This window comes from Kangiella shandongensis (genome assembly GCF_020005365.1).
Lineage (GTDB): Bacteria > Pseudomonadota > Gammaproteobacteria > Enterobacterales > Kangiellaceae > Kangiella > Kangiella shandongensis.
This window is the reverse complement of record NZ_JACNML010000004.1, coordinates 60,582-86,486: the sequence shown is the minus strand read 5'-3', so window position 1 is coordinate 86,486 and position 25,905 is coordinate 60,582. Positions and strand designations below refer to the sequence as shown.

Here is a 25,905-nt window from a genome sequence, read left to right as displayed (position 1 = left end):
ACTTAAATATACTTTATTAAAACGTCACAAATGTCAATTGCTGGAGTAGCTCTCTCGTAAATAACCTTTTGATTCCATATGCTTGTAAAAGTTATCTAGCCATCGCTGTGTTGGCTTATGAGTCCTGTAATTGTAATCTAATTTAGAAGCAGTCTCGAATGCTCTCTTTATCTGGCCTGTATTCTCGTAGGCGTATATCAAAGTCCTATAGTAATCAAGCTTAGGGGTTGTCTTAATTGCCTGCTCCGCCCATTTAATGTAGGGTTTGCTTAACTCAGCCTTATCATTTCGAATACCTATCTGAGACAAACTTGCATTGTAAATATAGTTATAAGTGTTCTCCCATCCAAAATAAACGGACACGCCTCTTAAAGCCTCAATATTCCGGTTCTTCTGATTCAAGAAATTTGTAAAAGTGTTTAATGATTTTATGTTCAACGAAAAAGCTAAAGTAGCCGCCACTAAGAACAATATACCAGTCGCAGGCAATAGGCTGGTTTTTTTCAGTGAAATTATCGTGTCATTCGTTTCACTATGAACAAAAAGGTAACTAAATATATATAACAGCGTTAATGTAATCAGGTGTAATGCAGATTGGTAGAATGGCATTTCAACCATACTATGTAAAATAATTGGAAATAATAGTCCTATAGCTGCAACAGTTTTAAAAGATTTGCTCAATAAATGTCTAAACAGGATAAAAACCATTCCTAATAACCCCAGAATGGATACTAACCCACCCTCCACTCCCCACAATAGTATTTCATTATGAGGATGAATCAAATTCTTATGTTGGCTTGCTTCCGGTAAACTACCAAGCTGAAACAAAACTGCAAACTTTTCTGTGTAAACGGACTCAAAGCTACCAAGGCCATGCCCAAAAATAGGCGCATCCATTATTGCGTACAAGCACGTTAAATACATTCCAATTCGTTCCCCTCCCGAAGCTAATTCTTTTTCTACTCTTCCGATAGAGCTTAGCAATATAAGAGAGATAATTAGGCTGGCAATACCAAAAAGAAGCCAAATTATTGTTTTCTTTTTGTCTTGGTGTAATGCATACGGTAATACGAGTAACACACCTATAATTGAGCCGATATAACTGACTCGAGAATTTGAAAATACAAGAGTAAACACAGCAATTAACACGAAGAACAAATGCAAAAAATTAGTGATTTTTTGTAACTTTACTCTTTGGAAATTATATTTCGTGAGACTGAATAAGCTGAGAGATAAACCAGTTGCCAAAAAACTACCAAAAACATTTTTTTGGTTAAATACACCTGTTGCCCCAGGATCGAGCAGTAGAGCATTATTTGTATGGTTAACCATTACCGCGTGGAATGTTTCAAGAAAACCCCAGAGCACTTGAATGAAAATTGATGCCATTAGAAAAACAATAAGCCACCAAGGCTCCTTCCTGATTATGTCTATTTGGATGACTGCTAAAGAGAAAATCCAAATTGTGATTAAGCCTAATGGCAGAAGAATACCTTCTCTAATGAAATTTTTATCTCCAAAAATAAATGGGACTAGAATAACCAGTAGAGCGATACTGCCTTTTACCCAAAATGGTGGCAACACTATACTTTTAGTATAGTGAATATGGCACAACGCTAGCGCCACTACTACACTTACAAACAGCCACGAATAATTATTCTGTTGGAGCCCTAAACCAACGACACCAAACGCTTGCGACCATATATGTGTAATAAAAAGAAAGAATAATCCAAATACTATAAACGTTATTTTATTTAGTTTTATCATTGGGTACCTGATAAAAGTCTTAGTTAAGTTAAAAAAAAAGCGAGCAGATGCTCGCTTTTCCTTGCTCTTGATTACTGATTATCGGCAATTAGCAGGCAAGTATTCTGACTCAACACCACCAGCATTAGTACAGTTCCAACCACCAATTTGATCAGGGTTAGCATTTGTAACTGCTGCACCAGTAGATGTTACAGGAGTTAAAAGTACCGCTTGGCCATCAGCACCTGTACCAATATTTTGAGAAGTAACAGTGATAACACCAGTAGCAACCTGTAGATCAGCTACATATTGTGAACCAGAGCTACAACCAGCACTAGCTGTGGTAGCTGGAAGCTCATTGTTTGACGCGGCATATTCCGAAATCGATGTTTTACAAGCACCAGCCGTAGCCATTACTTCTGACATTTTAGAACGCTTAATATAATCTTGGTAAGCTGGGATAGCTACTGCAGCCAAGATACCGACGATCGCTACAACGATCATTAATTCAATCAGGGTAAAACCCGCTTGTTTTTTAGTTTGCATGAGACTCTCTCCTATCATAATTTTGCAAAAAAGTTTTCAAGGATTTATTCTGTCTAACTTGCGTCAAGAAATCTTGTGTTCCCTCAGCTTTGTCACCAAATGCTTTTTATGCACAAGCAAGAAAACGCAAATCAGCGCCAGAACAAATTCTATAAATCAATATAACTTTCCGATTAAAAGATAGCAACTATCTATTGTAAAATTTTTCGACAGGCAATTAAAACAATGACTTAATTCACATTTGTATGCACAGCCGCATCGCTAACCCACCTAAAACTGTTCATTTATCAACCGACTCAACCTTTTACTGACAAAATTTGTCACTCAAGACAAGAAAAACCCGTATTCGATTTCTGTTTACTCGTTAAACCAACGAATACAAACTTTAACCTCCTGTTTTATTTGACTTTCTTATCATAAAGACTATGTAAGTTATAATTGAATTAACAGCAATGCCAAGCGAGGGAATGTCTCAACTCGATTTTTTACACGAGTGCGGGTATGCTACGCTGCAATTTAGTAAGCCAAAACAGATTAACTTATGTCTGAAACCATGATAGTAAAATGTCCAACCTGTTCTCAGTCTGTGGCCTGGACCGACAGTAACGATTTCAAACCGTTTTGCAGCAAACGTTGTAAATTAATTGATTTAGGGGAGTGGGCCAGTGAAGGTCATAAAATTGCCGGACAGGAACTCGATCCTCAAACCATAGAAGAACTTTCTAAAAACGAACGTTAGGCAACGATAAGTTCGATAATCGAGTGATTTGCTTCAGGAAAATCAAAAGACGACAACTGCTGTAGTGGGCACCAGGTAAGCGGCTGCCCTTCCTTTCCTTTAGGAACTCCAAGGAAATCATGCACAGTACAGACTTCCAGCCGCACGGCTTTATCTGGATAGGTGTGCTCAATAGTAGTCAGCGGCTTGATCTGCAAGGGGGATATATCCAGCTCTTCGAAACACTCTCTTTCAAGTGCACTGTCTACGGACTCTTCCGGCTCTATCTTACCGCCCGGAAACTCCCACAGGCCACCCTGGTGCTGGTGTTTTGCTCTTTTAGCAATTAAAACGCGGTCGGCGATAATAATTACCGCCACCGCGACTCTAACCGTTTCCATCTTTTGTTATTAAGACGCTTTTCCGTGGCAGTGCTTAAACTTCTTGCCTGAACCACACGGGCAGGGCTCGTTACGACCAACCTTAGGTTGTTCACGGACAAAGGTTTCAGCCTGACGCTGGGTTTGACTTTCCTGATCTGCAGGCATAGCTGAGGCTGATTCATGTTGCATGTTCATTTGTGATGCATCCTGTTGTGGACGCTCCATTGCCTCGACCTCTTCCGGCAGACGGAATTTTACTTTGGACAATACAGTAACCACATCGTGCTTTAAGTTATCCAATAGGCCCGAGAACAACTCAAATGCTTCACGCTTATACTCCTGCTTCGGGTTTTTCTGCGCATAACTGCGCAGATGGATACTCTGGCGAAGATGGTCCATATTACCCAGGTGCTCCTTCCAGTGCATATCCAGATGCTGCAACATCACCTGCTTTTCCAGCTGGCGCATCATCTTAGGCTCAGGCAATAAGCCTTCTTTCTCGTCATAAGCCTTCTGGATTTCCTGATAAACTTTTTCACGCAACTCTTCTTCGGCAAACTTGTCATCTTCATCCAGCCATTGCTGCACCGGTAGTTCAATAGCAAAGTCTTGCTCGAGTCGCTGTTCCAGGCCTTTAATATCCCACATTTCTTCGATTGATTGCGGCGGTACATACTGACTGATAACATCCTGCACCACATCATAACGCATGTCTTCGATAGTTTCCTGAATATCATCAGACTCCATCAACTCGTTACGTTGCTCATAGATCACACGACGCTGGTCGTTTGCGACATCATCATATTCAAGTAAGTTCTTACGCATATCGAAGTTACGCTGCTCGACTTTACGCTGCGCATTTTCAATCGCACGGGAGACCATTTTGTGCTCAAGCGCTTCGCCCTCTTCCCAACCAAGACGCTGCATCATCATACCCAGTCGATCAGACGCAAAAATCCGCATCAAATCGTCTTCCAACGATAGGTAGAAACGGCTCAGACCAGGATCGCCCTGACGGCCAGAACGACCTCGTAACTGGTTATCAATACGACGAGACTCGTGACGCTCGGTACCAATAATGGCTAAGCCGCCAGCCTCAAGTACTTGATCATGGCGTTTTTGCCACTCTTCTTTAACCTTAGCAACTTTCTCTTCAGATGGGTTTTCGCCTAGCGCCGCGATGTCCGCCTGCAAGTTACCACCCAACACAATATCGGTACCACGACCGGCCATATTGGTCGCAATCGTGACGGTCCCTGGACGACCAGCTTGCGCAATAATGTCGGCTTCTTTAGCGTGGAATTTTGCGTTCAAGACCTGGTGCTTAATTTTAGCTTTTTTCAGCGCATTAGCGATCAGCTCTGACGACTCGATAGAAACGGTGCCGACCAATATAGGCTGACCTTTTTCCTGCAACTCTTTAATCTGTTCGATAATGGCTGCGTACTTTTCTTCTTTACTTAAGTAAATCAGATCCGGTAAGTCCTGACGCTGCATTGGGCGGTTTGTTGGAATGACCACCACTTCCAAACCGTAGATCATGTGCAGCTCAGTCGCTTCAGTATCTGCGGTACCCGTCATACCGGATAATTTATTGTACAGTCGGAAATAGTTCTGGAAGGTAATCGACGCCAAAGTCTGGTTTTCGTTCTGAATATTAACGCCTTCTTTAGCTTCTACCGCCTGATGCAAACCATCAGACCAGCGACGGCCCGGCATGGTACGTCCGGTATGCTCATCGACGATAACCACTTCGTTATCCTTGACCACATAGTCAACGTCCTTCTTAAACAAGGTATGAGCACGAAGGCCAGCATTAACATGATGCAACAGCATAATGCTGGCTGGACTGTATAAACTCTGTCCATCAGGTAATAAACCATTACTACGTAGTAGCTCTTCTACTCGTTCCTGGCCACGCTCAGTTAAGTTGGCAGACTTACCTTTCTCATCTATCGTATAATCACCAGTATCTTCTTCGCCCTCTTCCGACTCTTTGTCTTGAAGTTGCAGCTGCGGGATTAACTGGTTAATGGCACGGTACATTTCGGAGCTATCTTCTGCCTGCCCCGAAATAATCAATGGGGTTCTCGCTTCGTCGATCAGGATCGAGTCAACCTCATCAATAACGGCAAAGTTCAGCTCACGCTGCACACGTTGCTCTTTCTCAAAAGCCATATTATCGCGCAGATAATCAAAGCCGTACTCGTTGTTGGTACCGTAGGTAATATCGGCAGCGTAAGCATCCTGTTTTTGTTCGTGTGACTGGCCGGATAAGATCACACCAACCGACATGCCGAGGAAGTCATAAACTGGGGCCATCCACTCAGCATCACGTTGCGCCAGGTAATCGTTAACTGTAATAACGTGAACGCCTTCGCCAGCAAGGGCATTAAGATACACAGGAAGCGTCGCGACTAGCGTTTTACCTTCACCGGTACGCATCTCCGCGATTTTCCCCTGATGTAGCGTAATACCACCAATAAGCTGCACATCAAAATGGCGCATACCAAGTGTACGTTTACTGGCTTCGCGAACCACGGCAAAAGCTTCTGGCAGCAAGTCATCCAAACTCTCCCCGCTTTCAAGACGTTGCTTGAACTCCGCGGTTTTGCCCTTGATCTCGTCATCACTCAAAGACTCAAAGTTTGCTTCAAGCTGGTTAATGCTATCTACCAGCTTACTCATGCGTTTGATAGTTCGTTGATTTCGACTGCCGAATATTTTGCTAAGGAAACTCATGCTATTGGTTCTTTTATTAAGTTACAAAGTTGCCACTCGATATGCTCCGACACTTTATAGACCCCTCAAAGGTCAGCTGGCAGCAACTTAGAGAATTATCATTAAGCACTCGATTGTACCGATATTCTAGTAGCTGTAAACGCCTGATTCGGTTTTTTCGAGCAGTATTCTCATCAGATGGGGTCATACACTCAGTATTTCAACATTATTTTTTATTATGTCAGCCACAGGTCATTTATATCACAGACCGACACAAAAAAGCCGGGCTTCCGCCCGGCTTTTCATTGTTATTATTTGCTCAAACTTATTGCTTCAGATAACCCCAAGGGTTAACCCGCTTACCATTTCGAGTGACCTCATAATGTACATGTGGCCCCGTAGAGCGGCCTGTACTGCCCACCTTAGCAATAACCTCACCTTTCTCGACTAGATCACCTTTTTTAACCAGTACCGTTTTATTATGTCCGTAACGCGTGGTGTAACCATCACCGTGACTGATTTCAACGAAAATACCGTAGCCAGATTTACGCTCGACCGTAGTAACCACTCCTGCCGCTGTCGCCACGACGTCAGAGCCGGCAAGTGCTGAAAAGTCGATACCGGCATGCCATGCACGTTTCCCCGTGAAAGGATCCGCCCGATAGCCGTAAGGCGAAGATAACCACCCCGTATTCACCGGACGGCCTGAAATTTTTTGCTCTGCGCTGATATTTTTGTCTAATAACAGAGACTCCAGCGCAAATAGCTGTTGCTCTTTCGCTTCAATTGAACTCTGGATGTTATCCAGAGAAGAAGCTACGTCATGGTACGTCGCTTTATCAGCAGATACATCCTCGTTTGGCCCGCCCATCGCAGGCGCTTCCCCAAAGCCAAACTCGTCTTTAATGCCTGCCTCTGAAGCCAAACGGGCGCCGGCAGCATCAAGACGCAGAATGTGGGCCTGCATGGAAGCTAAACGGCTGGACAATGCCTGAACTTTATCTTCGGATAGACGCTTGGCTCTTTCGAGCTCTTGCTTTTGCTGCGCAAGCTCAACTTGCCATTTCTGGATCGCAGACTCGCTGACCAGATCCTGTTGTAAAGCCCACTTGGTGGTATAAAACGTGGCACCAATAATGGCCATCACACTGATCACACTCAGTATGCAGGTCACTATAAGTTTTTGCCTTCCTAACTCCACTGCCTTGATTCCTTTCTGATCACTTTTAATAATCGTAATTCGCATAATCAACCAAAAGTCATTCAAGTCATCACGATGTTTACTGTTTTACGCAGCAAACGGTCCTGTTTAGGATGACAAATTCTACTCTGCCGGCTTACAATAGTAGACCGACCCAAACTTAGCCCAGAAATATGAGCTTATGAAGCGTCCTTCCCGAGCCAAGTCCGTGGCTGACATACTCGACAAACCCGAAGGTTTGTTACGCGGGCTATTGAAACAGTCCAACAGCCTGCAATCCATCAACGAAAGTGTACAACGCCTTCTTCCTGAAGAACTCAAAGGCCGGTGCGTAGTTTCTGAATACAACCAGTCCAGCCTTGTCATTACCGCGGAAAGCGCGGTGTGGAGTACACGACTTCGCTATATTTCATCTGAACTCCTGGCCAATTTACGTAAAAATGGCCACTACTCATTAGCTAATATTCAGATAAAAACGAAGCCAAGTCAATTTTGAATGTAAAATAATCGACGCTAACCTACGCTTTTTATTATTATTTAACTGTAAATTATACTGACAGCGCAGGGTTCATTATGTATGAAATTGGCGCGGCTTTCGCGTCTTCATAAGTCGCTAATTCCCAGGTTGACTCGTCAGCCATCAAGGTCCTGATCAACTGGTTATTCAGGGCGTGGCCTGATTTATAACCAACAAACGAACCGATCAAGCTGTGGCCCAATAGGAACAGATCGCCAATCGCATCCAAAATTTTATGTTTTACGAACTCATCATCATAGCGTAAGCCATCTTCGTTTAGGACGCGGAAATCATCCATCACAATGGCGTTATCCTGGCTGCCGCCAAGTGCCAGATTGTTCGCTCGCAAAAACTCGATATCCTTCATAAAACCGAAGGTACGCGCCCGACTGACCTCTTTAACGAAAGACGTAGTCGAGAAATCAATAACCGACGTTTGACTGCTTTTCTTAAACACCGGGTGATCAAAGTCAATAGTAAAAGCCACTTTAAAACCATCAAAAGGCTCAAAAGTCGCTTTTTTATCACCGTCTTCCACGGTCACTTTTTTCTTGATCTTAATAAATTTCTTCGGTGCATTCTGCTCGGTCACGCCGGCAGATTGCAATAAGAACACGAATGGGCTCGCACTACCGTCCATAATCGGAACTTCGGGTGCCGAGACATCGATATAAGCATTATCTAAGCCTAAACCTGCCATCGCCGACAATAAATGTTCGACCGTGGAGATACGCACTCCGTCTTTGACCAAACAGGTCGAAAGCGTAGTATCACCAACATTTTCAGGTTTAGCATCAATTTCTACAATAGGGTCCAGATCAACGCGACGGAACACAATCCCTGTATCCACTGGAGCTGGTCGTAGGGTTAAATACACTTTATCTCCAGTGTGTAAACCTACGCCAGTGGCGCGAATGGTTGTTTTCAACGTACGTTGTCTTATCATTCAGTGTTCTCCAACTTCTTGAAAAATCAAGAACTTAAGGTGGAAGATAGTCAAATTTTAGCGCATATTACCACAATATTTCTATTGTTTGAACAATTTTTGAACATTTTTTGAACAATTGTTTGAATTCTGGGGTTGTTGTTCTTTAGTAAAGTATCTCTGCTGACAGCTATTTTTTGGTCCAGCCAGGCATCAAAAGTGATTAATAGTCTATCTTATTAACACTTTTTATAACAATGCTGGGCAAAAAAATCGTCTCAGCCCTGTGGGTTGTGGCTAAAATGCCGCCACTCTTTGTTGTGAGTTATTGATTCAGAATGACTAAATCTAAATACCTCACGCCGTGATTGACATCATTTTAGATACAACAGAGACGCTTTACTAAAGAACAACAACCCCTAAATTCCATTCAAATTAACAGTTCATCCCTAATTTTCCTATTGACTCCCTTAATCGGCACTGAATGCAGAGCAAGGTGAGCTAAGGAGGCTCGAAGGGATGGCCTCCTCCACTCTATGAACGCCAGATCGATTTTTAGTTTCATTCCATCAGAACATAACACCTCTAACGTTCCTGCCATAACTTCCTGTCTGTTCTAAAATGTTCATTATCCTCTTTTTAGTCCGCCTGCTTTCTCAAAAATGCCGGAATGTCGAGGAAGTTATCAACGTCGCTCCCAACCGCCACTTTCTGAGTAGAGTTATCTGGTGACTCCTCAACGCCTGCTTGCTTACGCGCTGCTGGTGGCACATCGAGTTTATTGAAATCCACTTCACCGCTTGGCTTACGAATCTCTTTTTCTTTGTTGTCGCTGACCAGACGCATGCCAGCTTCCTGACCCAGGCCAGTGGCAACAACCGTAACTCGCATTTCGTCACCCATCGAATCGTCAATAGCCGTTCCGACGACCACAATGGCGTCTTCATGAGCAATCTCTTCAATCACTTCACAAACTTCAGAGAACTCATCAATGGTGAACTCTTCGTTCGCCGTGACATTGACCAGAATACCACGAGCTCCTGCCAGGTCCACATCTTCTAACAGTGGACTCGCAATCGCCATATCGGCAGCAACCTGAGCACGTCCTTCGCCTGAGGCAATACCTGTCCCCATCATGGCCTGACCTTGTTCAGCCATCACCGTACGTACGTCGGCAAAGTCGACGTTGATAAGGCCTGGGCAGGTAATCAATTCAGCAATACCTTGAACCGCACCATGCAGTACTGAGTTTGCCGATGCAAAAGCTTCGGTCAAACGTAGGCCAGCGAACTGTGAAACCAGCTTATCGTTTGGAATGATAATTAATGAATCTACGACATTACGCAATTCATCAATACCATTTTCCGCCAGTTTCATACGCTTTTTGCGTTCAAATTTAAATGGCTTAGTGACCACGGCAACGGTCAAGATCCCCATCTCTTTAGCAATTTCAGCAATCACTGGTGCTGCACCGGTACCGGTACCGCCGCCCATACCTGCTGTAATGAACACCATGTCCGAGCCTTGCAGCACCTCCATCAGGCGTTCACGATCTTCTAGTGCCGCCTGGCGACCAACATCAGGGTTGGCACCAGCACCAAGACCACGGGTAATGTTCTGTCCAATCTGGATAGATGTTTTTGCACTGGACGAATCCAATGCCTGCGCATCCGTATTGGCACAAATGAATTCCACACCATCGATGTTGGCTTTAACCATGTGCTCAACGGCATTACCGCCGCCGCCACCCACACCGATGACTTTGATCACTGCACTATTCTGGCAGCTATCGACAAGTTCAAACATATTAGGCATAACTATATCCCCTTCGATTGTTTAGCCAATTTTTCACTTAAGCTTAAGTCGTTTGCCTTAAGTGATTTCTCCACTTTAATCGTTAATACGCTCACGATTAAAATCCACTGAACCAGCTTTTCATGCGCTCCCAGAGCCCATTAAAGCCGGTTACATTTCTTTCACGATGATGACCCAGATCCTGTTTACCGTAGATCAAGAGGCCAACGCCCGTGGCATAAATCGGATTACGCACCACATCCACTAAACCTTTAATGTGCTGTGGCAATCCCTGACGAACTGGCATGTGGAACACTTCCTCCGCCAATTCCATTAACCCTTCCATCTTCGAGCCGCCACCGGTGATGACCATGCCCGAAGCAATTAAATTTTCGAAACCGCTGCGGCGAATTTCGGCATGAACCAACTCGAATAATTCGCTGTAACGTGGCTCTACAACTTCCGCCAGAATCTGGCGAGAAACACGACGTGGCTGACGCTCGCCGACACCTGGTACTTCAATCGTTTCGTCCAGGTTGGTTAACTGACGTAAAGCGCAGGCGTATTTCACTTTGATATCTTCGGCATGCTGCGTCGGCGTTCGAAGCGCCACCGCAATATCATTGGTCACCTGATCGCCGGCGATTGGAATAACCGCCGTATGACGGATTGCGCCGCCAGTGAATATCGCGATATCCGTGGTTCCGCCACCGATATCGATCAAGCACACGCCCAACTCTTTTTCGTCTTCGGTTAGTACCGAGTAACTGGACGCCAGCTGCTCTAAGATAACGTCTTCCGTTTCCAGTCCACAGCGCGCTACACACTTAGTTATGTTTTGCGCCGCACTGACCGCACCAGTGACCATGTGTACTTTGGCTTCCAGACGAACCCCGGACATACCAACCGGCTCTCGAATGCCTTCCTGATTGTCGATGACAAATTCTTGTGGCAAAACATGCATAATTTTTTGATCGGCCGGGATGGCAACAGCTTTAGCTGCATCAATCACCCGATCCACATCGCTCTGTGTCACTTCATTATCTTTAATTGCCACGATGCCGTGCGAATTAAGACTCTTGATGTGGCTGCCAGCAATACCGGTATACACCGAATGAATCTGACAACCAGCCATTAACTCAGCTTCTTCCACCGCACGCTGAATGGAGGCAACAGTAGATTCAATATTTACCACCACGCCTTTTTTCAGGCCACGCGAAGGGTGCGAGCCGATACCAATAATGTCGACAGTATCGTCAGCCCCGACCTCGCCAACAATGGCCACGACCTTGGACGTACCGATATCGAGCCCCACAATTAATCGTTTATCTGATGATCTTGACATAGCCTTATCTACTGCCTCCGTCACTTGTCACTGACGTTTTATTCTCTAACCATTGCGCTGCCATACCGTTTTGATATCGCAAATCTACATATGCCAAAGTGGCATCTTTTTGTTGCTTCACGCTGTCGATGTACTGCAGGAAACGTTCAATTCGCTCCTCCACATGCACATTACCTAACCTCACTTCCAAGCCATCGGTCAGCACGATATCTATCGCCCCACGTTGGCTTAACTGCATTTTTTCTATCACCATATTTTTCTGCAACAACTGCTCCTGATAGAGCTGTAATAATTCCGTTAAATCCTTTGCCATCTTGTCTGGTCCTTCTAATTGCACCCATTCAGCTTGCGGCATTTCGACCGGGTAAAACACTTCGCCCTGCTGTGAAACCACGCCAGCCTCTCCCCAATAAGCTATTGGCTGATGCTCCTGCACCATCACCTGTAACGTATCCGGCCAAACTTTTCGTAGCTGCGCCGCCTTAATCCAGGGCAGTTGCAGTAACTGTTCTTCCACCTGCTGCATATCCATGGTGAAAAAGCCGCGATCCTCGATCGAACGCAACACCTCATAGACACCTACAGCGTTGGTAAACTGCTGCTTTCGCAATTCAACTTTATTGATGGGGAAAACATTGTCCGTATTAATACTGAACAGCCAGATCCCACCAAACACTAAAGCACCGGCAACCGTGGCACCCGCCAGTAAACCAGCCGTCCACTTCAACGACTTTTTAAAGCCGCTGTAAGAACGTTCCTGCTTATCGCTACGGGTTGCCATCTTAGCCATACTTACTTCACCTCTCCGTTAGCAGACAGTGCCGTTGTTCTATCAAAACTGGTGTCCAAAACCTTTAACACCAATTGCTCAAAGTTAAAGCCTTTTACTTTTGCTGCTTTTGGCACCAACGATGTCTGTGTCATGCCTGGCACTGTATTCACTTCCAGTAGCAGCCAGTCACCGCTATTGCTGTCACGCATAAAATCTACGCGCCCCCAGCCACTACAACCCAATGCATTAAACGCCTTTTCACTTAAGCCGGCCAAGCACAGCTCCTCATCCGCAGACAGACCGCTTGGACAGTGATACTGAGTGTCACTGCTGTTGTACTTCGCCTTAAAGTCGTAAAACGTATGCGGCGTTTCCACGCGAATACTGGGCAGAGCCTTGCCGTTTAAAATGGCTACTGTGTATTCCTCACCGTGGATCCATTGCTCGAGCATAATCTCTCGATCAAACTGCTGTGCTGCGGTTACTGCCTGTTGCAGACGCTCTACGGTATCCGCCTTCGCCATGCCCACACTGGAGCCTTCGTGGATCGGCTTGACCATAACGCAGCCATTCAATTCTGCTAACAGTGCTTTCGCATCAGCTGCCGACAGTTCACCGGTTGACACCATCTTGTGTTTGGCTACCGGTAATCCCTGTGCACTCCATAGCAACTTGGTGCGCAACTTATCCATAGCGATAGCTGACGCCATGACGCCACTGCCGGTGTATGGGATCTGGTGCAGTTCCAGAAAGCCCTGGATAACTCCATCTTCACCACCACGACCGTGCAGAGCATTCCATACCCGATCGAAGCCTTGCTCTGTAATTGCCGATAAACCATCGACTTTTGGATCTACTTTGTGTGCATCCACACCAGCATTGATTAACGCCTGATACACAGTCTCCCCCGACACCAGCGAGATCTCTCGCTCAGCCGAGTAGCCGCCATATACCACAGCGACCTTGCCATAATCTGTCGGGGAGCGAACGGCCATTACTTTTGCTCCTTATTCATGAGTTGCTTAAAGTCCAACCCAACCTGTACCCAGGATGGTGCCAGGCCGCCCACATTCCCCGCACCTTGCGTTACCAGGACGTCGCCGTCTTCTAACAAGTGCGATAACGCTTCCGGCAGCTCTTCAGGGGTTTCTACAAAAATCGGTTCGATCTTGCCGCGCTGGCGAATACTGCGACACAGTGAGCGGCTGTCAGCGCCCGGTACTGGCTCCTCGCCTGCCGGGTACACCTCGAGCATCACCAACTCATCCACCTCACTCAACACGGCACAGAAATCTTCATACAGATCACGCGTACGGCTGTAACGATGTGGCTGATACACCATTACCAGACGGCGTTCCGGCCAACTTTTACGTAATGCCTTAATGGTCGCACTCACTTCGCTTGGATGATGGCCATAATCATCAATCAGAGTGATCGTTTTACCGTTCACGGTAAAATCACCGTACATCTGGAAGCGACGACCAATGCCTTCAAAGTTCGACAAGGCTGTCTGGATCGCTTTATCACTGACACCATCGTCTGTCGCCACGGCGATCGCCGCCAGAGCATTCTGCACATTGTGTTTGCCCGGTAAATTCAGCTCGATATCCAGCTCACCGACACAATCACGCCGCACCACTTTGAAATAACTCTTAGTACCGCGCTGCTCATAATCAATCGCTCTTACATCCGCTCTTTGACTGAAGCCATAGGTCACCGTCGGACGTGAAATTCTTGACGCCAGTTCCTGGATCGTTTCATCGTCAATGCACATCACAGCCAGACCATAAAACGGCAGATTGTGCAGGAAATCGATAAAATTATTTTCCAGGTTCTTAAAGTCACCGCCGTAAGTGTCCATATGATCCGCTTCAATATTGGTCACCACCGACACCATCGGTTGCAGGTGTAAGAACGAAGCATCGCTTTCATCGGCTTCCGCAATAAAGTAACGACTTTTACCTAATTTGGCGTTAGAGCCCGCGCTATTAAGCAAGCCTCCAATCACGAAGGTTGGGTCGTAACCGCCTTCTGCATAAATACTGGCCAATAAACTGGTGGTGGTCGTTTTACCGTGCGTTCCCGCAACAGCGATTCCGTGTCGGAAACGCATCAACTCAGCTAACATTTCAGCTCGGCGCACGATCGGCACGCGACGCTCTTTAGCCGCTTCGATCTCCGGGTTATGCTCTGGAATAGCAGTCGAACAAACCACCACATCCACATCCAGGATATTGTTACCCCGATGCCCCAGGAATATTTCTGCCCCCAGATCTTGTAGTCGCTGTGTAACGTGACTCTGGCGTAAATCCGAACCACTCACCTTATACCCCAGGTTCAATAATACTTCGGCAATACCGCTCATACCGGCACCGCCGATACCAATAAAATGAATTCGCTTAATTCGGCGCATCTCAGGGATAGTCTGCTGTAGGTTATCTTGACTCATTCACATCCTCCGACGCCGTGCTCTTGGTTGTCGCCACCTTTGCCTCTTCTTTAATTTCAAAATCACCAATCGCCGCCCGCTTACAATAGTCTGCTACTTGCTGTGTTGCGTAAGGCTTCGCTAATTGTTTCGCCGTCACAGCCATCTCAATCAGGTGCGCTTTATCATTGGCCAATGACGTTGTCTGATGCGCTAATTGTTGCTCATCCAGATCATGCTGCTGAATAATTACCGCCGCTCCCTGATCAGCCAGGTAGCGTGCATTGTGTGTCTGATGATCATCCACAGCGTGCGGGTAAGGAACGAAGATGGCAGCACACCCAGCCATCGCCACTTCAGCAACAGTCAGGGCACCTGCTCGGCAAATGACCAGATCCGCCCACTCATACGCCGCAGCCATATCATCAATAAACTCAGTAACATCATGCGACACTAACTGGTTTTTAATTTGCTTATAGCGCGCCGCAACATCACCTAAATTACCGCGGCCACACTGGTGGCGAACATTCAGGGTTAAATCATCATTAATAATATCCAGCATCGCTGGCACTTTCTGATTCAAAATCATGGCACCACGACTACCGCCAACGACCAGAATATTGATGGTACCGCTATCGCGTTGAATACGTTGTTCCGCATCCGCGATGGCTATTAAATCGGTTCGCACCGGATTACCCACCGTTGCTACTTTATCGACTTCAACAAACGCTCCCGGATAAGCCTGCAAGGTGATATTGCTTAGACGGTTCAGGTAACGGTTAGTCATGCCGGCAATCGCATTTTGCTCATGCAGAACCAGCGGTACGCCACACAGCTTCGCCGCAATACCGCCAGGTCCACTGGCAAAACCGCCCATTCCCAGCGCCACATCCGGTTTCACTTTCTTAATCACTTTACGCGCCATCATGACGCTTTTTAATAATTGGAACGGCGCCTTAATCAGAGAAGCCAAACCTTTCTTTCGAATACCTTTCACAGGCAGCAGCGTCATACGAATGCCATGCTTCGGCACCAGCTCCTCTTCCATACCACCTTCAGAGCCTAACCAATGCAACTTCCAACCTTGTTGCTGCAGTTCTTTCCCCACTGCCAGTGCCGGGAAAATGTGTCCACCGGTCCCACCAGCCATGAGTAAAATGGTTTTATTAACGGAGTCACTCATCATGACCTCCTTGACTCTTTTTGTGATAACCACTTTTAGCACGTGAAAAGGCATGCTCTTTGCGGCGCACTTCAAAATCGACACGTAGTAATACCGCCATTGCCACACAGCTGACAATGAGCGAATTACCGCCGTAACTGATAAATGGCAACGTCAGCCCTTTGGTTGGCAACGATCCGCTGGCCACACCGATATTAATTAAAGCCTGAAGGCTCAACCAGAAACCGATACCGTATGACATATAAGCGGCAAAATATTGTTCCATTTTCAGAGCGCGACGCCCAATACTGAGCGTTTTGCAGAAAATAATCGCGAACATGGTAATGACCAGCAACACGCCAACAAAACCGAACTCCTCCGCAAATACTGCAAAGACAAAGTCGGTGTGCGCCTCAGGCAAATATGACAGCTTTTGTACACTGTTACCTAAACCAACTCCGAACCAGTCTCCGCGGCCAAAGGCAATCAGTGACTGTACTAATTGATAGCCACTGCCAAATTGATCGGCCCACGGATCAAGGAAGCTGGTTAGCCGCTTCATGCGATACGGCTCCTGCCATGCCACCAGTCCCATCACGATTCCAACAAAACCGGTCAGGGTAATAAACTGCCACAGTCGCGCGCCAGCGAGGAACATCATTGCCAGTGCTGTTGCCACAATAACGGCAGAAGTACCGAAATCCGGTTGCAACAATAAGAAGGCGACAACCAGGCCAATCACCACCAGCGGCTTGATAAAGCCCCTGATCTGAGTCTGTAGTTCATCACTGCGGCGTACTAAATAGCCAGCAAGATAAATCACTAAAAAGAACTTCATCAACTCGGCTGGCTGCAGAGTGAATGGACCGACACCAATCCAGCGCTTACTACCGTTGACCTCACGCCCAACGATAAGTACCACCACCAGCAACACAATGCCAAAAACCAGTAGCTTCGGGCCATTTTCCTGCCAAAAGCGCGTATCCAGCTGTAGTGCTAAAGCTGCTGCTACAATCGCGATTGATAGATAAATACTGTGACGGATCAGGAAATAGAATTCATTACCCTTCATATGGTCTTCGGCATACGGCATGGAACTCGATGCCACCATCACCACCCCAATCGCCAACAGAGTAATCACAGGACCGAGCAACCAGGGATCCAGACGTGTTCTCGGATCCGAAAGCTTCAGCTGTTCGACGAAGTCGTTAAGACGCAATACTTTGATGATGCTCGTCATATCGCCTCCACCAACTGTTCAAACAGCTCGCCACGCTCGATATAGTTTTTAAACATATCAAGGCTGGCACAGGCTGGAGATAATAAAACACAATCGCCGTTTTGACTTGAAGCAACCGCCTGCTCTACCGCCTGAGGTAAATTCTCAACCAACAACGAACGATCCTGTGCCAGTTTGGAAATCTCGAGTCCATCCTTGCCAAAGCAAATTAGCGTTTTCACGTGCTTTTCAATACTATCGGCCAGGCTCGATAAGTCCGCGCCTTTAGCATCACCACCTGCAATGAGTACCACCTTTCGATCAAACTGCGGGGTAAAGCTGTTAATCGCTGCAACCGTTGCCCCCACGTTGGTCGCCTTCGAATCATTAATAAAGGTCACGCCGTTTTTAACGGCCACCAGCTGACTACGATGTGGCATACCACGATACTGCTTGGCACACTCAATCATATCCTGATTCATAGTGATGCCCGCCGCTTCAAGAAGCGCAAACGCTGCCGCAACATTCAACGCATTGTGCGCCCCCTGTAGCTGCAGATCTGCCAAGTCGAGAATAGCCTGACGATTGCCGAATAAAACACCTTGCTGCAGGTCAACCTGCCAATCACAACGAGAGGCAAAACCAAACGACGTCACCTTAGCCTTGACCGCAGCACCCGGCTGAGTCATTTCATCTTCCGCGTTTTCGATAATCGCTTCGGCATGATTAAAGATTCGCTGCTTCGCTTCCACGTAAGCTTTGTAATCGACGTAACGATCCAGATGATCTTCACTAACGTTTAATATTGTCGCGGCGACTGGATTAAGCGAGTAAGTGGTCTCCAACTGGAAACTCGACAACTCAAGCACAACCACACCCCCAGCTTCTGACTGCTGCAACAAATCCAATGCTGGTTGGCCGATATTACCGCCAACTAATGCCCTGATGCCGCTTGCTTCAATCAGTTTGCCGACTAACTCTGTAACGGTGCTTTTTCCGTTAGAGCCTGTAATCGCAATCACCGGTAACCGGTTAACCTGGGCAAACAACTCAATATCGCCAACCACTTCGACGCCAAACTCTTTCGCCTGGGCAATGTCTGGATGCGTTACCGCAATTCCCGGACTCACCACCAGCTGGTCGTAACCCAGCATCTGCTGACCATTCCAGGGCAGTAAAGCATCAGGATCGAGCTTCGCCAGCTCAGCAGCACCCGACGCCTGCTCACGCGAATCCATGACCTTAAATGACTGATTGTTGGCGGCTAAATAACGCGCAACCGACAGCCCGGTTTGACCTAACCCGAGTATTAAGCGGCTTTTATGTTCAGTTGCGTGTGGTTGCATCAGCGTTTAAAACCTTTATTAACGTATCTTCAAGGTCGCTAAACCAATCAATACTAAAATGAGTGAAATAATCCAAAAGCGCACAATGACGCGAGGCTCTGGCCAACCTTTTAATTCATAGTGATGGTGCAGTGGCGCCATTTTGAATATGCGCTTCCCGGTTAACTTATAGGAGCCCACCTGTAGCATCACCGAGACGGTCTCGATGACAAAGACACCGCCCATAATGAATAGCACCAGCTCCTGGCGAACCAGAACAGCGATGGTTCCGAGTGCTGCGCCTAAGCCCAGAGCACCGACATCGCCCATAAAGACCTGGGCCGGATAAGTGTTAAACCATAGGAAACCTAAGCCTGCACCCACAATCGCCGCGCAGAAGATCACCAGCTCACCCACCCCATTGATATATGGAATCGACAAATATTCAGAAAACACCTGGTTACCAGTCAGGTAAGCGAAAATACCTAAACCACCGGCCACTAAAACCGTCGGCAGAATTGCCAATCCATCCAGACCATCCGTTAAGTTGACCGCATTACTGGTCCCCACAATCACAAAGTAGGTCATGAAGATAAACATTAACCCCAGCTGAGGCATGACATCTTTAACAAACGGGATCAGTAATTGCGTTTCTTGCGGACTTGCAGTGTAGAACAGGTAAATCGCGATACCAGCGCCAATCAGCGACTGCCATAAATATTTCCAACGTGCGATAAGCCCTTTCGGATCTTTGCGCACTAGTTTGATGTAGTCATCAGCCAGGCCAACCAGGCCGAAGCCAACGATGGCGATTAGACAAACCCAAAGGTAACGGTTTTCCAGTTCGCCCCAAAGCAAGCAGGCCAGGACAATGGCAACAATAATCAAAGCCCCTCCCATAGTTGGGGTACCGCTTTTACTCAAGTGAGACTGTGGACCATCATCGCGAACCGTCTGACCAATCTGGTAGCTACTTAAACGACGGATCATCGGTGGTCCCACCAATAACGAAATACCTAATGCCGTTAACACGCTCAAAATCGAACGGAACGTCAAATATTGGAAGACATTAAAGCCTGAATAAAACTCTGATAAATATTCTGCCAACCAGGTTAGCATGGTTAACCTCCCCTCACTTTTGTCAATTTCGGCTCCTGTAACGCCTGTACTACCTGTTCCATGCGAGCACTGCGCGAGCCTTTAATTAAAATTATTTGTTTTGAATGTAATTGTTGTTTTAGCGCATGAATTAACGCATCTTTATCCGCAAACCACTCACCATTTTCCCCAAATGCAGCAAGCGAATGTTTGACGTCATCGCCAATGACGTACAACTTTGCAACGCCCTTGTCTTTAGCATACAGGCCAATGTCATGATGATATTGAGCGCTCTCTTGTCCCAACTCTTTCATATCACCAAACACAAAAATATGTTCGCCGTCGTGAGCTGTCAGCACATCGATTGCCGCCTTAACAGCCCCAACGCTGGCGTTATAAGTATCATCAATCAACAAAGAACCTTCCAGTCCAGCGATATGATTTAAACGCCCTTTCACTTCGCCAGCTTCTTCCAGACCTTGCTTGATAAGCTCCAGATCCACATCGAGCTGACTGCAAACTGCTGCCGCGACCAATGCATTGGATACGTTATGTTCACCCGCCAGCTGTAGCGAAATACTGACTGTATCTTTGCTGGTTAAACTTCTTTTGACCAAATCAAATGCCGCCTTACCTACTGAATTCAGGTGCACATTATTGGCACGAAAGTGGGCATCATTATGGCGAGATACTGTAATTTTGTGACAGTCAATAAACGCTTCCTGCCACTGCGAGGCAAACTCGCAGTCCAAATTAATAATGGCCGTACCGTTATGGTTTAATGCCTCGTATATTTCAGCCTTAGCCTCGGCCACGCCTTCAATCGAACCGAACCCTTCAATATGCGCTGGCTCAACGTTATTGATCACGCTGACATCCGGCTTGGCAATACTGGCGCAATAGGCAATTTCGCCTTTATGGTTTGCGCCCATTTCAATCACTGCATATTCATCGTCTTCGGTCAGCCGTAATAAGGTCAACGGCACACCAATGTGATTATTAAAATTACCCTGAGTCGCTAAAACCTGCCCCTTTAAGCGCAAAATTGATGCAACTAACTCTTTAACCGTGGTTTTGCCCGCACTGCCAGTTATGCCCACCACTTTCGGGTTAACTTCCTGACGCACGAAACGCGCCAGCTGGCCTAACGCCTTTTCGGTATCCTCTACCATGATCTGCGGCAGCTCGCTGTCCACCGGCTTACTTACCATCAGCGCTGTAGCGCCCTGGTTCTTGGCGGTAGTAGTGAATTCATGGGCATCGAAGTTTTCACCGACTAAAGCCACGAATAAGGCACCAGTGCAATCTTCGCGGCTATCGGTCATGACGCGTTCAATCGTTAAGTCGTCACCAACCAACTTGCCGGCACAAAAATCTGCAATCGCCGATAGCTTCAATGGAATCATGCGGCCCCCTCGATTAACGTCGTGACAGACTCGAGATCGCTATAATGGACTTTCTCGGTACCGATCACCTGATAGTCTTCATGACCTTTTCCTGCCACCAAAATCATGTCATCAGGATCGGCCTGCTCTAACGCATACTTGATCGCTTCATAGCGGCTACTGATGTAGGGTATTTCTTCATTTTTCAGACCCTTACGGATCATACCGACAATAGCCTCGCGCGCTTCGGTGCGCGGATTATCGTCGGTGATAATAACGTGATCGGCATTAGCTTCAGTCACCTGCCCCATGATCGGGCGCTTGGTATTATCACGATCACCGCCGCATCCAAAGATCGCCCACACCTGTCCATTGGAGCAATGTGCACGCAAGGCCTTCAATGCTTTCTCCAGCGCATCTGGCGTATGCGCATAATCTACCACCACGGTTGGCTTCCCGGTTGCACTGAACTTTTGCATTCTACCCGGTACCGCATGAGCCGAATTGAGGGCTACGATCCACTTATGGCTATCGCCCAGCATCACACCCAGAGCCCCGGCTACCGCCATCAGATTCGACAGATTAAACTGCCCCAGCAAACTCGAATGTAACTTAGCGTTGCCCCATGGCGTATGTAAGTCTGCTTTTAAGCCTTGCAAACTCAAATCCGTGTGCTGACTGGTAATCCAATCACCCTCGTGAACAACAGGCTCCTCAGCTTGCTGGCTGAATGCAATTTTTTTGCATTTAATCGTCTCGTCCTGTAGCAAACGCCGACCATATTCATCATCCGCATTAATGACTGCAGCTTTTAAATCCTTATTAAGAAATAGCTGACGTTTGGCCTGAAAATACGATTCCATATCGCCGTGATAATCGAGATGATCCACCGAAAGGTTGGTAAAGACCGCCACGGTAAACTCAACAGCATTTACCCGTCCCTGCAACAAGCCATGCGACGATACCTCCATCGTCATATAATGATTTTTTTGCTGCAAATACTCCGCACAGATGCGCTGTAACGATACTGCGTCAGGCGTTGTATTTTGTGTCGCCTGCAATGCTGAAGGGTTGCCATTACCAATGGTACTCAACATCAATGTTGGGTAGCGCAGAAATTCCAGCGCCTGTGCTAACAGGTAACAGCAGCTGGTTTTACCGTTGGTTCCGGTAATTCCTGTCACCGACATTTTACGTGTCGGATTGCCATAAAAACGTGCAGCGATAGTGCCGCTGGCTTGAATTAAACCGTTGATGGCAATCAACGGCACGCCGTTATAGACGCTAACAATAACATCTTGCTCAGAGCCAACTTCAACGAACTCTTCCAGTCCGTCTCTTTCTACGACCACAACGGTTGCACCAGACTCCACGGCTTGCGTTAAATAACTACGACCATCCGCCTGATGCCCAGGATAAGCGATAAATAAAGAACCCTCGCTTACCGCACGGCTATCGAGGCATACGCCACCGACCTCTAGCTCGGCTAAATCACCCAGCTGCTCTTTTTTAACAAAGCCTTTCAGCACTCGAGATAAAGCCTTAGGTTTGAAGTCCTGGAATTTAGTCATGAGCGACACCTCCAGTCACAGCGCCCGTCGCCGTTGCTACCGCAGGACGGTTAACCTCGCCATCAGGAGTAACGTTCATCAGATGCAATGCAGTATCCGCCACTTTCGAGAATACAGGTGCCGAAACAGTACCTCCGTAATAGCTGTCACCAGCCGGTTCATCCACCATCACCACAATGGCGAACTTGGGATCGGTTGCCGGCACCAAGCCGGCAAAATAAGTCACATACTCATCGCCGTAACCACCACGAACCGCTTTCCTCGAGGTGCCGGTTTTACCTGCTACCCGGTAGCCATCGACCCGGGCACGCGTACCAGTACCGCCGTCCTGAGTCACCTGCTCCATCATGTTAACCACCGATGAAGCAATCTCAGGCTGAATCACGCGTTCACCTTCAATCTCTTCGACTTCAGAGCGTTTTAACAAGGTAGGGGTGCGCTTAATGCCGCCCGAACCTAGAATCGAATAGGCTTGAGCCAACTGAATCGGCGTAACCATGAAACCGTAACCGTACGACCAGGTCGCTTTTTCGAAATCGCTCCAATTATTGCGCGGCGCCAAACGACCATCTGCTTCACCCTGGATACCAAGTCCAGTTTCAACACCAAAACCTACGGCATAAAGCGTGCTTAAGAATTCTTCATCCGTTAACTCCAGTGCAATCTTAGAAACGCCCATATTGCTCGATTTTTTAATGATGCCATCTAACGTCAAAACACCGTAGTTACGGTGGTCCTTAACGTAGGCATAATCCAGATACATGCGACCCGGCGAAGTATCAATCTTTGAGTTCACATCAAACTTGCCGCTGGTTAGTCCGCCGATCACTGTTAATGGTTTCACCGTCGAGCCCGGTTCGAACATGTCAGTAATCGAGCGATTACGAGTCAGCTCCGGCAGACGGCTGTCAGAACGGTTCGGGTTAAAGGATGGTTGGCTCGCCATCGCCAGCACCTCACCAGTATGCACGTCCATCACCACTACCGAACCCCCTTTAGCGCCATTCGACAGAACCGCACTTTTCAACTCTTTATAAGCAGCAGCCTGAATACGAGAGTCAATACTCAGTTGCAGATCGTTACCCTGCTCAGCCTGAGCCAGAACACCGCGCTCCTCAACCACGCGCCGGTACAGATCCACGACCACTTTTTCTTTACCCGGTTTACCCGTCAAGAAACTATCGAATGCTTTTTCAACGCCCTCCAGGCCTTTATCATCGACACCAGTAAAGCCAACAACATGCGCCGTCACTTCGGCGCTCGGATAATAACGACGGTATTCCGTTTTAAAGTTAACCCCATGAATATCCAATCGCTTAATATACAGCGATACATTAGGATCAACCTGACGTTCCAACCACACAAAGCGGCGCTCAGAACGCTTCTTAACCCACTGATTTAATTCTTTTTTATCGCGCTTCAGTGCTGCGGCAAACGCTTGCCACTCTTCACTTTGCAGAATATCCGGCTGTTTGAGTAGTGTTTCAATATCCAGCCATACCGATTCTGTCGGCACCGAACGAGCCAGCTCGACACCATTACGGTCCATAATCAAACCACGGTGGCTGGAAATACCTTTCACACGGACCGAACGCGACTCGCCAGCTTTAGTTAAATCTTCGGCTGTCACCACCTGCAAGTAAGCAGCACGGCCAATCAAAGCTGCAAAACCGCACAACAGTGCGCCAAGCATGACGTAGAAACGCCATGTACACAGCGGTACTGTTTTTACTTTACGGTTGCGAACTTTCTTCATCGCGCTTTACGTTCCTCTACTCTTTACTTCTAAGAGCTGGTTTCATGATGATCTCGTCATCACTTTCTGTATGTTTCATCTGCAGTTTATCTTCAGCTAACTGCTCAACTCTGCTGTGCTCCGACAGAGCGCTTTGCTCCAGTCGCAGCTTTTGCCATTGCAAATCCAGTGCTGTCTGTTCGTCCTGCAACTGCTTAAAAGCAATGGTTGCCTGACGGTTCTGGTGTGTCTGGTAAGCAACAATAATGGCAGAAACCACTACCACGACTCCTAATAACAACACTCCAAAGCGTCTAACTAAAACCGCTGCTAAGCTGTAAAAAGGCCATAAGCTATTGGTCTCTCTGGCCTTTTTTTTGCTCATGCGATTTTCTCCGCAATACGCATCACCGCGCTACGTGCGCGGACATTTCGAGCTAACTCTTCATCACCAGCCTTGGTGAACTTACCGACTTTTTTCATTCGTCGATTAATCATGTCCTCCGTTACCGGCAACCCAGGCGGAAAATCTTGCCCCTTCTCCTGCTTCTGAATAAAGCGTTTCACCATCCGGTCTTCTAACGAATGGAAACTAATCGCCACAATGCGACCACCAATTTTTAAGCACTCAAGAGACTGCTCCAGTGTGCGTGACAAATCATCCAGTTCGCTGTTAACGGCAATACGAATTGCCTGAAAACAGCGAGTCGCCGGGTGCTTATGCTTTTCCCAGCGGGGATGCGCCTCTTTTATCATTTCCGCCAGTTGTAATGTGCGGGTTATTGGCGCTCGTTGTCGCTTCTCAATGATCGCTCTTGCGATTCGCTTGGCGTAACGCTCTTCGCCATAAGTTTTAAAAGCCCAAACCATGTCATCTTCGCTGGTTTCGGCAATCCAGTCGGCAGCGGTTTGACCGCAACTGGTATCCATGCGCATGTCCAAAGGACCATCCTGCATGAAACTGAATCCTCGCTCTGCTTGATCTAGCTGTGGCGATGACACACCGAGATCCATCAACACACCATCGATCTGACCAAACAACTTACGCTCTCTCACTTCTTGTTCTAACAGAGCAAAACTGCCGTGAATGATCTCAAACCGTGAGTCTTCCTGCTCTAATGCTTGGCCCTTTTCAATCGCCTGAGGGTCTTTATCAAAAGCCATCAGGCGACCTTCTTCTGATAGTGCAGCAAGGACTGCCCTGCTATGGCCGCCTCGACCAAAGGTGCAGTCAATGTAAGTACCATCAGGGTTGATCACTAGAGCCTCCACTGCCTCATCTAGTAGAACCGAATCGTGCGCCTTGTCTTTCAT

Annotated in this window: 22 protein-coding genes; 2 read left to right on the top strand and 20 right to left on the bottom strand. The window is 47.1% G+C overall.

The annotated features are described in order from the left end of the window. Positions 1-33: 33 nt before the first annotated feature. Both H7708_RS05510 and H7708_RS13425 read right to left on the bottom strand, forming a co-directional pair. Entirely contained in the window at positions 34-1,767 is a 1,734-nt protein-coding gene (locus tag H7708_RS05510; RefSeq protein WP_223669476.1) for a PglL family O-oligosaccharyltransferase, read from the bottom strand. A 78-nt stretch (positions 1,768-1,845) separates the two neighbouring features. Continuing rightward, entirely contained in the window at positions 1,846-2,292 is a 447-nt protein-coding gene (locus H7708_RS13425) for a pilin (RefSeq protein ID WP_268884890.1), read from the bottom strand. Positions 2,293-2,833: 541 nt separating this feature from the next. Here H7708_RS13425 and yacG point away from each other — a divergent pair. Then, positions 2,834-3,031: a DNA gyrase inhibitor YacG gene (yacG, locus tag H7708_RS05495; RefSeq protein WP_223669475.1), complete on the top strand. Its 198-nt coding sequence runs from the start codon at positions 2,834-2,836 to the stop codon at positions 3,029-3,031. On the opposite strand, the gene H7708_RS05490 is transcribed toward yacG, so the two are convergent. The 3 genes from H7708_RS05490 to H7708_RS05480 form a co-directional block, all read right to left on the bottom strand. Further along, entirely contained in the window at positions 3,028-3,411 is a 384-nt protein-coding gene (locus tag H7708_RS05490) for an NUDIX domain-containing protein (RefSeq protein WP_223669474.1), read from the bottom strand. The two genes, yacG and H7708_RS05490, sit on opposite strands and share 4 nt — an antisense overlap. A gap of 9 nt (positions 3,412-3,420) precedes the next feature. Continuing rightward, a complete protein-coding gene (gene secA / locus H7708_RS05485; protein WP_223669473.1) occupies positions 3,421-6,135 on the bottom strand; it encodes a preprotein translocase subunit SecA in 2,715 nt (904 codons plus the stop codon). 304 nt (positions 6,136-6,439) lie between these two features. Further along, on the bottom strand, positions 6,440-7,360 hold the full coding sequence (locus tag H7708_RS05480) for a M23 family metallopeptidase (RefSeq protein WP_223669472.1): 921 nt from the start codon (positions 7,358-7,360) through the stop codon (positions 6,440-6,442). A 136-nt stretch (positions 7,361-7,496) separates the two neighbouring features. Between H7708_RS05480 and H7708_RS05475 the strand changes: the two genes are divergently transcribed. After that, a complete protein-coding gene (locus tag H7708_RS05475) occupies positions 7,497-7,811 on the top strand; it encodes a DciA family protein (protein WP_223669471.1) in 315 nt (104 codons plus the stop codon). Positions 7,812-7,863: 52 nt separating this feature from the next. On the opposite strand, the gene lpxC is transcribed toward H7708_RS05475, so the two are convergent. From lpxC to rsmH, 15 genes are all read right to left on the bottom strand, one after another. Continuing rightward, positions 7,864-8,778 (bottom strand): UDP-3-O-acyl-N-acetylglucosamine deacetylase, encoded by a 915-nt coding sequence (gene lpxC / locus H7708_RS05470; RefSeq protein ID WP_223669470.1) that lies wholly within the window; start codon positions 8,776-8,778, stop codon positions 7,864-7,866. Positions 8,779-9,396: 618 nt separating this feature from the next. Further along, a complete protein-coding gene (gene ftsZ / locus H7708_RS05465) occupies positions 9,397-10,572 on the bottom strand; it encodes a cell division protein FtsZ (protein ID WP_235727525.1) in 1,176 nt (391 codons plus the stop codon). A gap of 97 nt (positions 10,573-10,669) precedes the next feature. After that, complete coding sequence (gene ftsA / locus H7708_RS05460) at positions 10,670-11,896, bottom strand: cell division protein FtsA (RefSeq protein ID WP_223669469.1); 1,227 nt, start codon at positions 11,894-11,896, stop codon at positions 10,670-10,672. A gap of 4 nt (positions 11,897-11,900) precedes the next feature. Then, positions 11,901-12,686: a cell division protein FtsQ/DivIB gene (locus H7708_RS05455; RefSeq protein ID WP_223669468.1), complete on the bottom strand. Its 786-nt coding sequence runs from the start codon at positions 12,684-12,686 to the stop codon at positions 11,901-11,903. Positions 12,687-12,688: 2 nt separating this feature from the next. Beyond that, positions 12,689-13,663, bottom strand: coding sequence for a D-alanine--D-alanine ligase (locus H7708_RS05450; RefSeq protein ID WP_223669467.1), 975 nt, complete (start codon positions 13,661-13,663; stop codon positions 12,689-12,691). Beyond that, the gene (gene murC / locus H7708_RS05445; protein ID WP_223669466.1) at positions 13,663-15,117 is read right to left on the bottom strand and encodes a UDP-N-acetylmuramate--L-alanine ligase; all 1,455 of its coding nucleotides are present in this window, start codon (positions 15,115-15,117) and stop codon (positions 13,663-13,665) included. The genes H7708_RS05450 and murC overlap by 1 nt, the downstream gene beginning before the upstream one ends. After that, on the bottom strand, positions 15,104-16,279 hold the full coding sequence (gene murG, locus H7708_RS05440) for an undecaprenyldiphospho-muramoylpentapeptide beta-N-acetylglucosaminyltransferase (protein ID WP_223669465.1): 1,176 nt from the start codon (positions 16,277-16,279) through the stop codon (positions 15,104-15,106). Before murG ends, murC begins: the two co-directional genes overlap by 14 nt. Next, a complete protein-coding gene (gene ftsW / locus H7708_RS05435) occupies positions 16,272-17,498 on the bottom strand; it encodes a putative lipid II flippase FtsW (protein ID WP_223669464.1) in 1,227 nt (408 codons plus the stop codon). Before ftsW ends, murG begins: the two co-directional genes overlap by 8 nt. Further along, a complete protein-coding gene (gene murD / locus H7708_RS05430) occupies positions 17,495-18,823 on the bottom strand; it encodes a UDP-N-acetylmuramoyl-L-alanine--D-glutamate ligase (RefSeq protein ID WP_223669463.1) in 1,329 nt (442 codons plus the stop codon). The genes ftsW and murD overlap by 4 nt, the downstream gene beginning before the upstream one ends. A gap of 18 nt (positions 18,824-18,841) precedes the next feature. After that, positions 18,842-19,921: a phospho-N-acetylmuramoyl-pentapeptide-transferase gene (gene mraY, locus H7708_RS05425; RefSeq protein WP_223669462.1), complete on the bottom strand. Its 1,080-nt coding sequence runs from the start codon at positions 19,919-19,921 to the stop codon at positions 18,842-18,844. Positions 19,922-19,923: 2 nt separating this feature from the next. Then, positions 19,924-21,306: a UDP-N-acetylmuramoyl-tripeptide--D-alanyl-D-alanine ligase gene (locus H7708_RS05420; RefSeq protein WP_223669461.1), complete on the bottom strand. Its 1,383-nt coding sequence runs from the start codon at positions 21,304-21,306 to the stop codon at positions 19,924-19,926. Further along, positions 21,303-22,856: a UDP-N-acetylmuramoyl-L-alanyl-D-glutamate--2,6-diaminopimelate ligase gene (locus tag H7708_RS05415; protein ID WP_223669460.1), complete on the bottom strand. Its 1,554-nt coding sequence runs from the start codon at positions 22,854-22,856 to the stop codon at positions 21,303-21,305. Before H7708_RS05415 ends, H7708_RS05420 begins: the two co-directional genes overlap by 4 nt. Continuing rightward, positions 22,849-24,612: a peptidoglycan D,D-transpeptidase FtsI family protein gene (locus tag H7708_RS05410; protein ID WP_223669459.1), complete on the bottom strand. Its 1,764-nt coding sequence runs from the start codon at positions 24,610-24,612 to the stop codon at positions 22,849-22,851. Before H7708_RS05410 ends, H7708_RS05415 begins: the two co-directional genes overlap by 8 nt. Before the next feature lie 16 nt (positions 24,613-24,628). Then, a complete protein-coding gene (ftsL, locus tag H7708_RS05405) occupies positions 24,629-24,976 on the bottom strand; it encodes a cell division protein FtsL (RefSeq protein WP_223669458.1) in 348 nt (115 codons plus the stop codon). Further along, a complete protein-coding gene (gene rsmH / locus H7708_RS05400) occupies positions 24,973-25,905 on the bottom strand; it encodes a 16S rRNA (cytosine(1402)-N(4))-methyltransferase RsmH (protein WP_223669457.1) in 933 nt (310 codons plus the stop codon). The genes ftsL and rsmH overlap by 4 nt, the downstream gene beginning before the upstream one ends.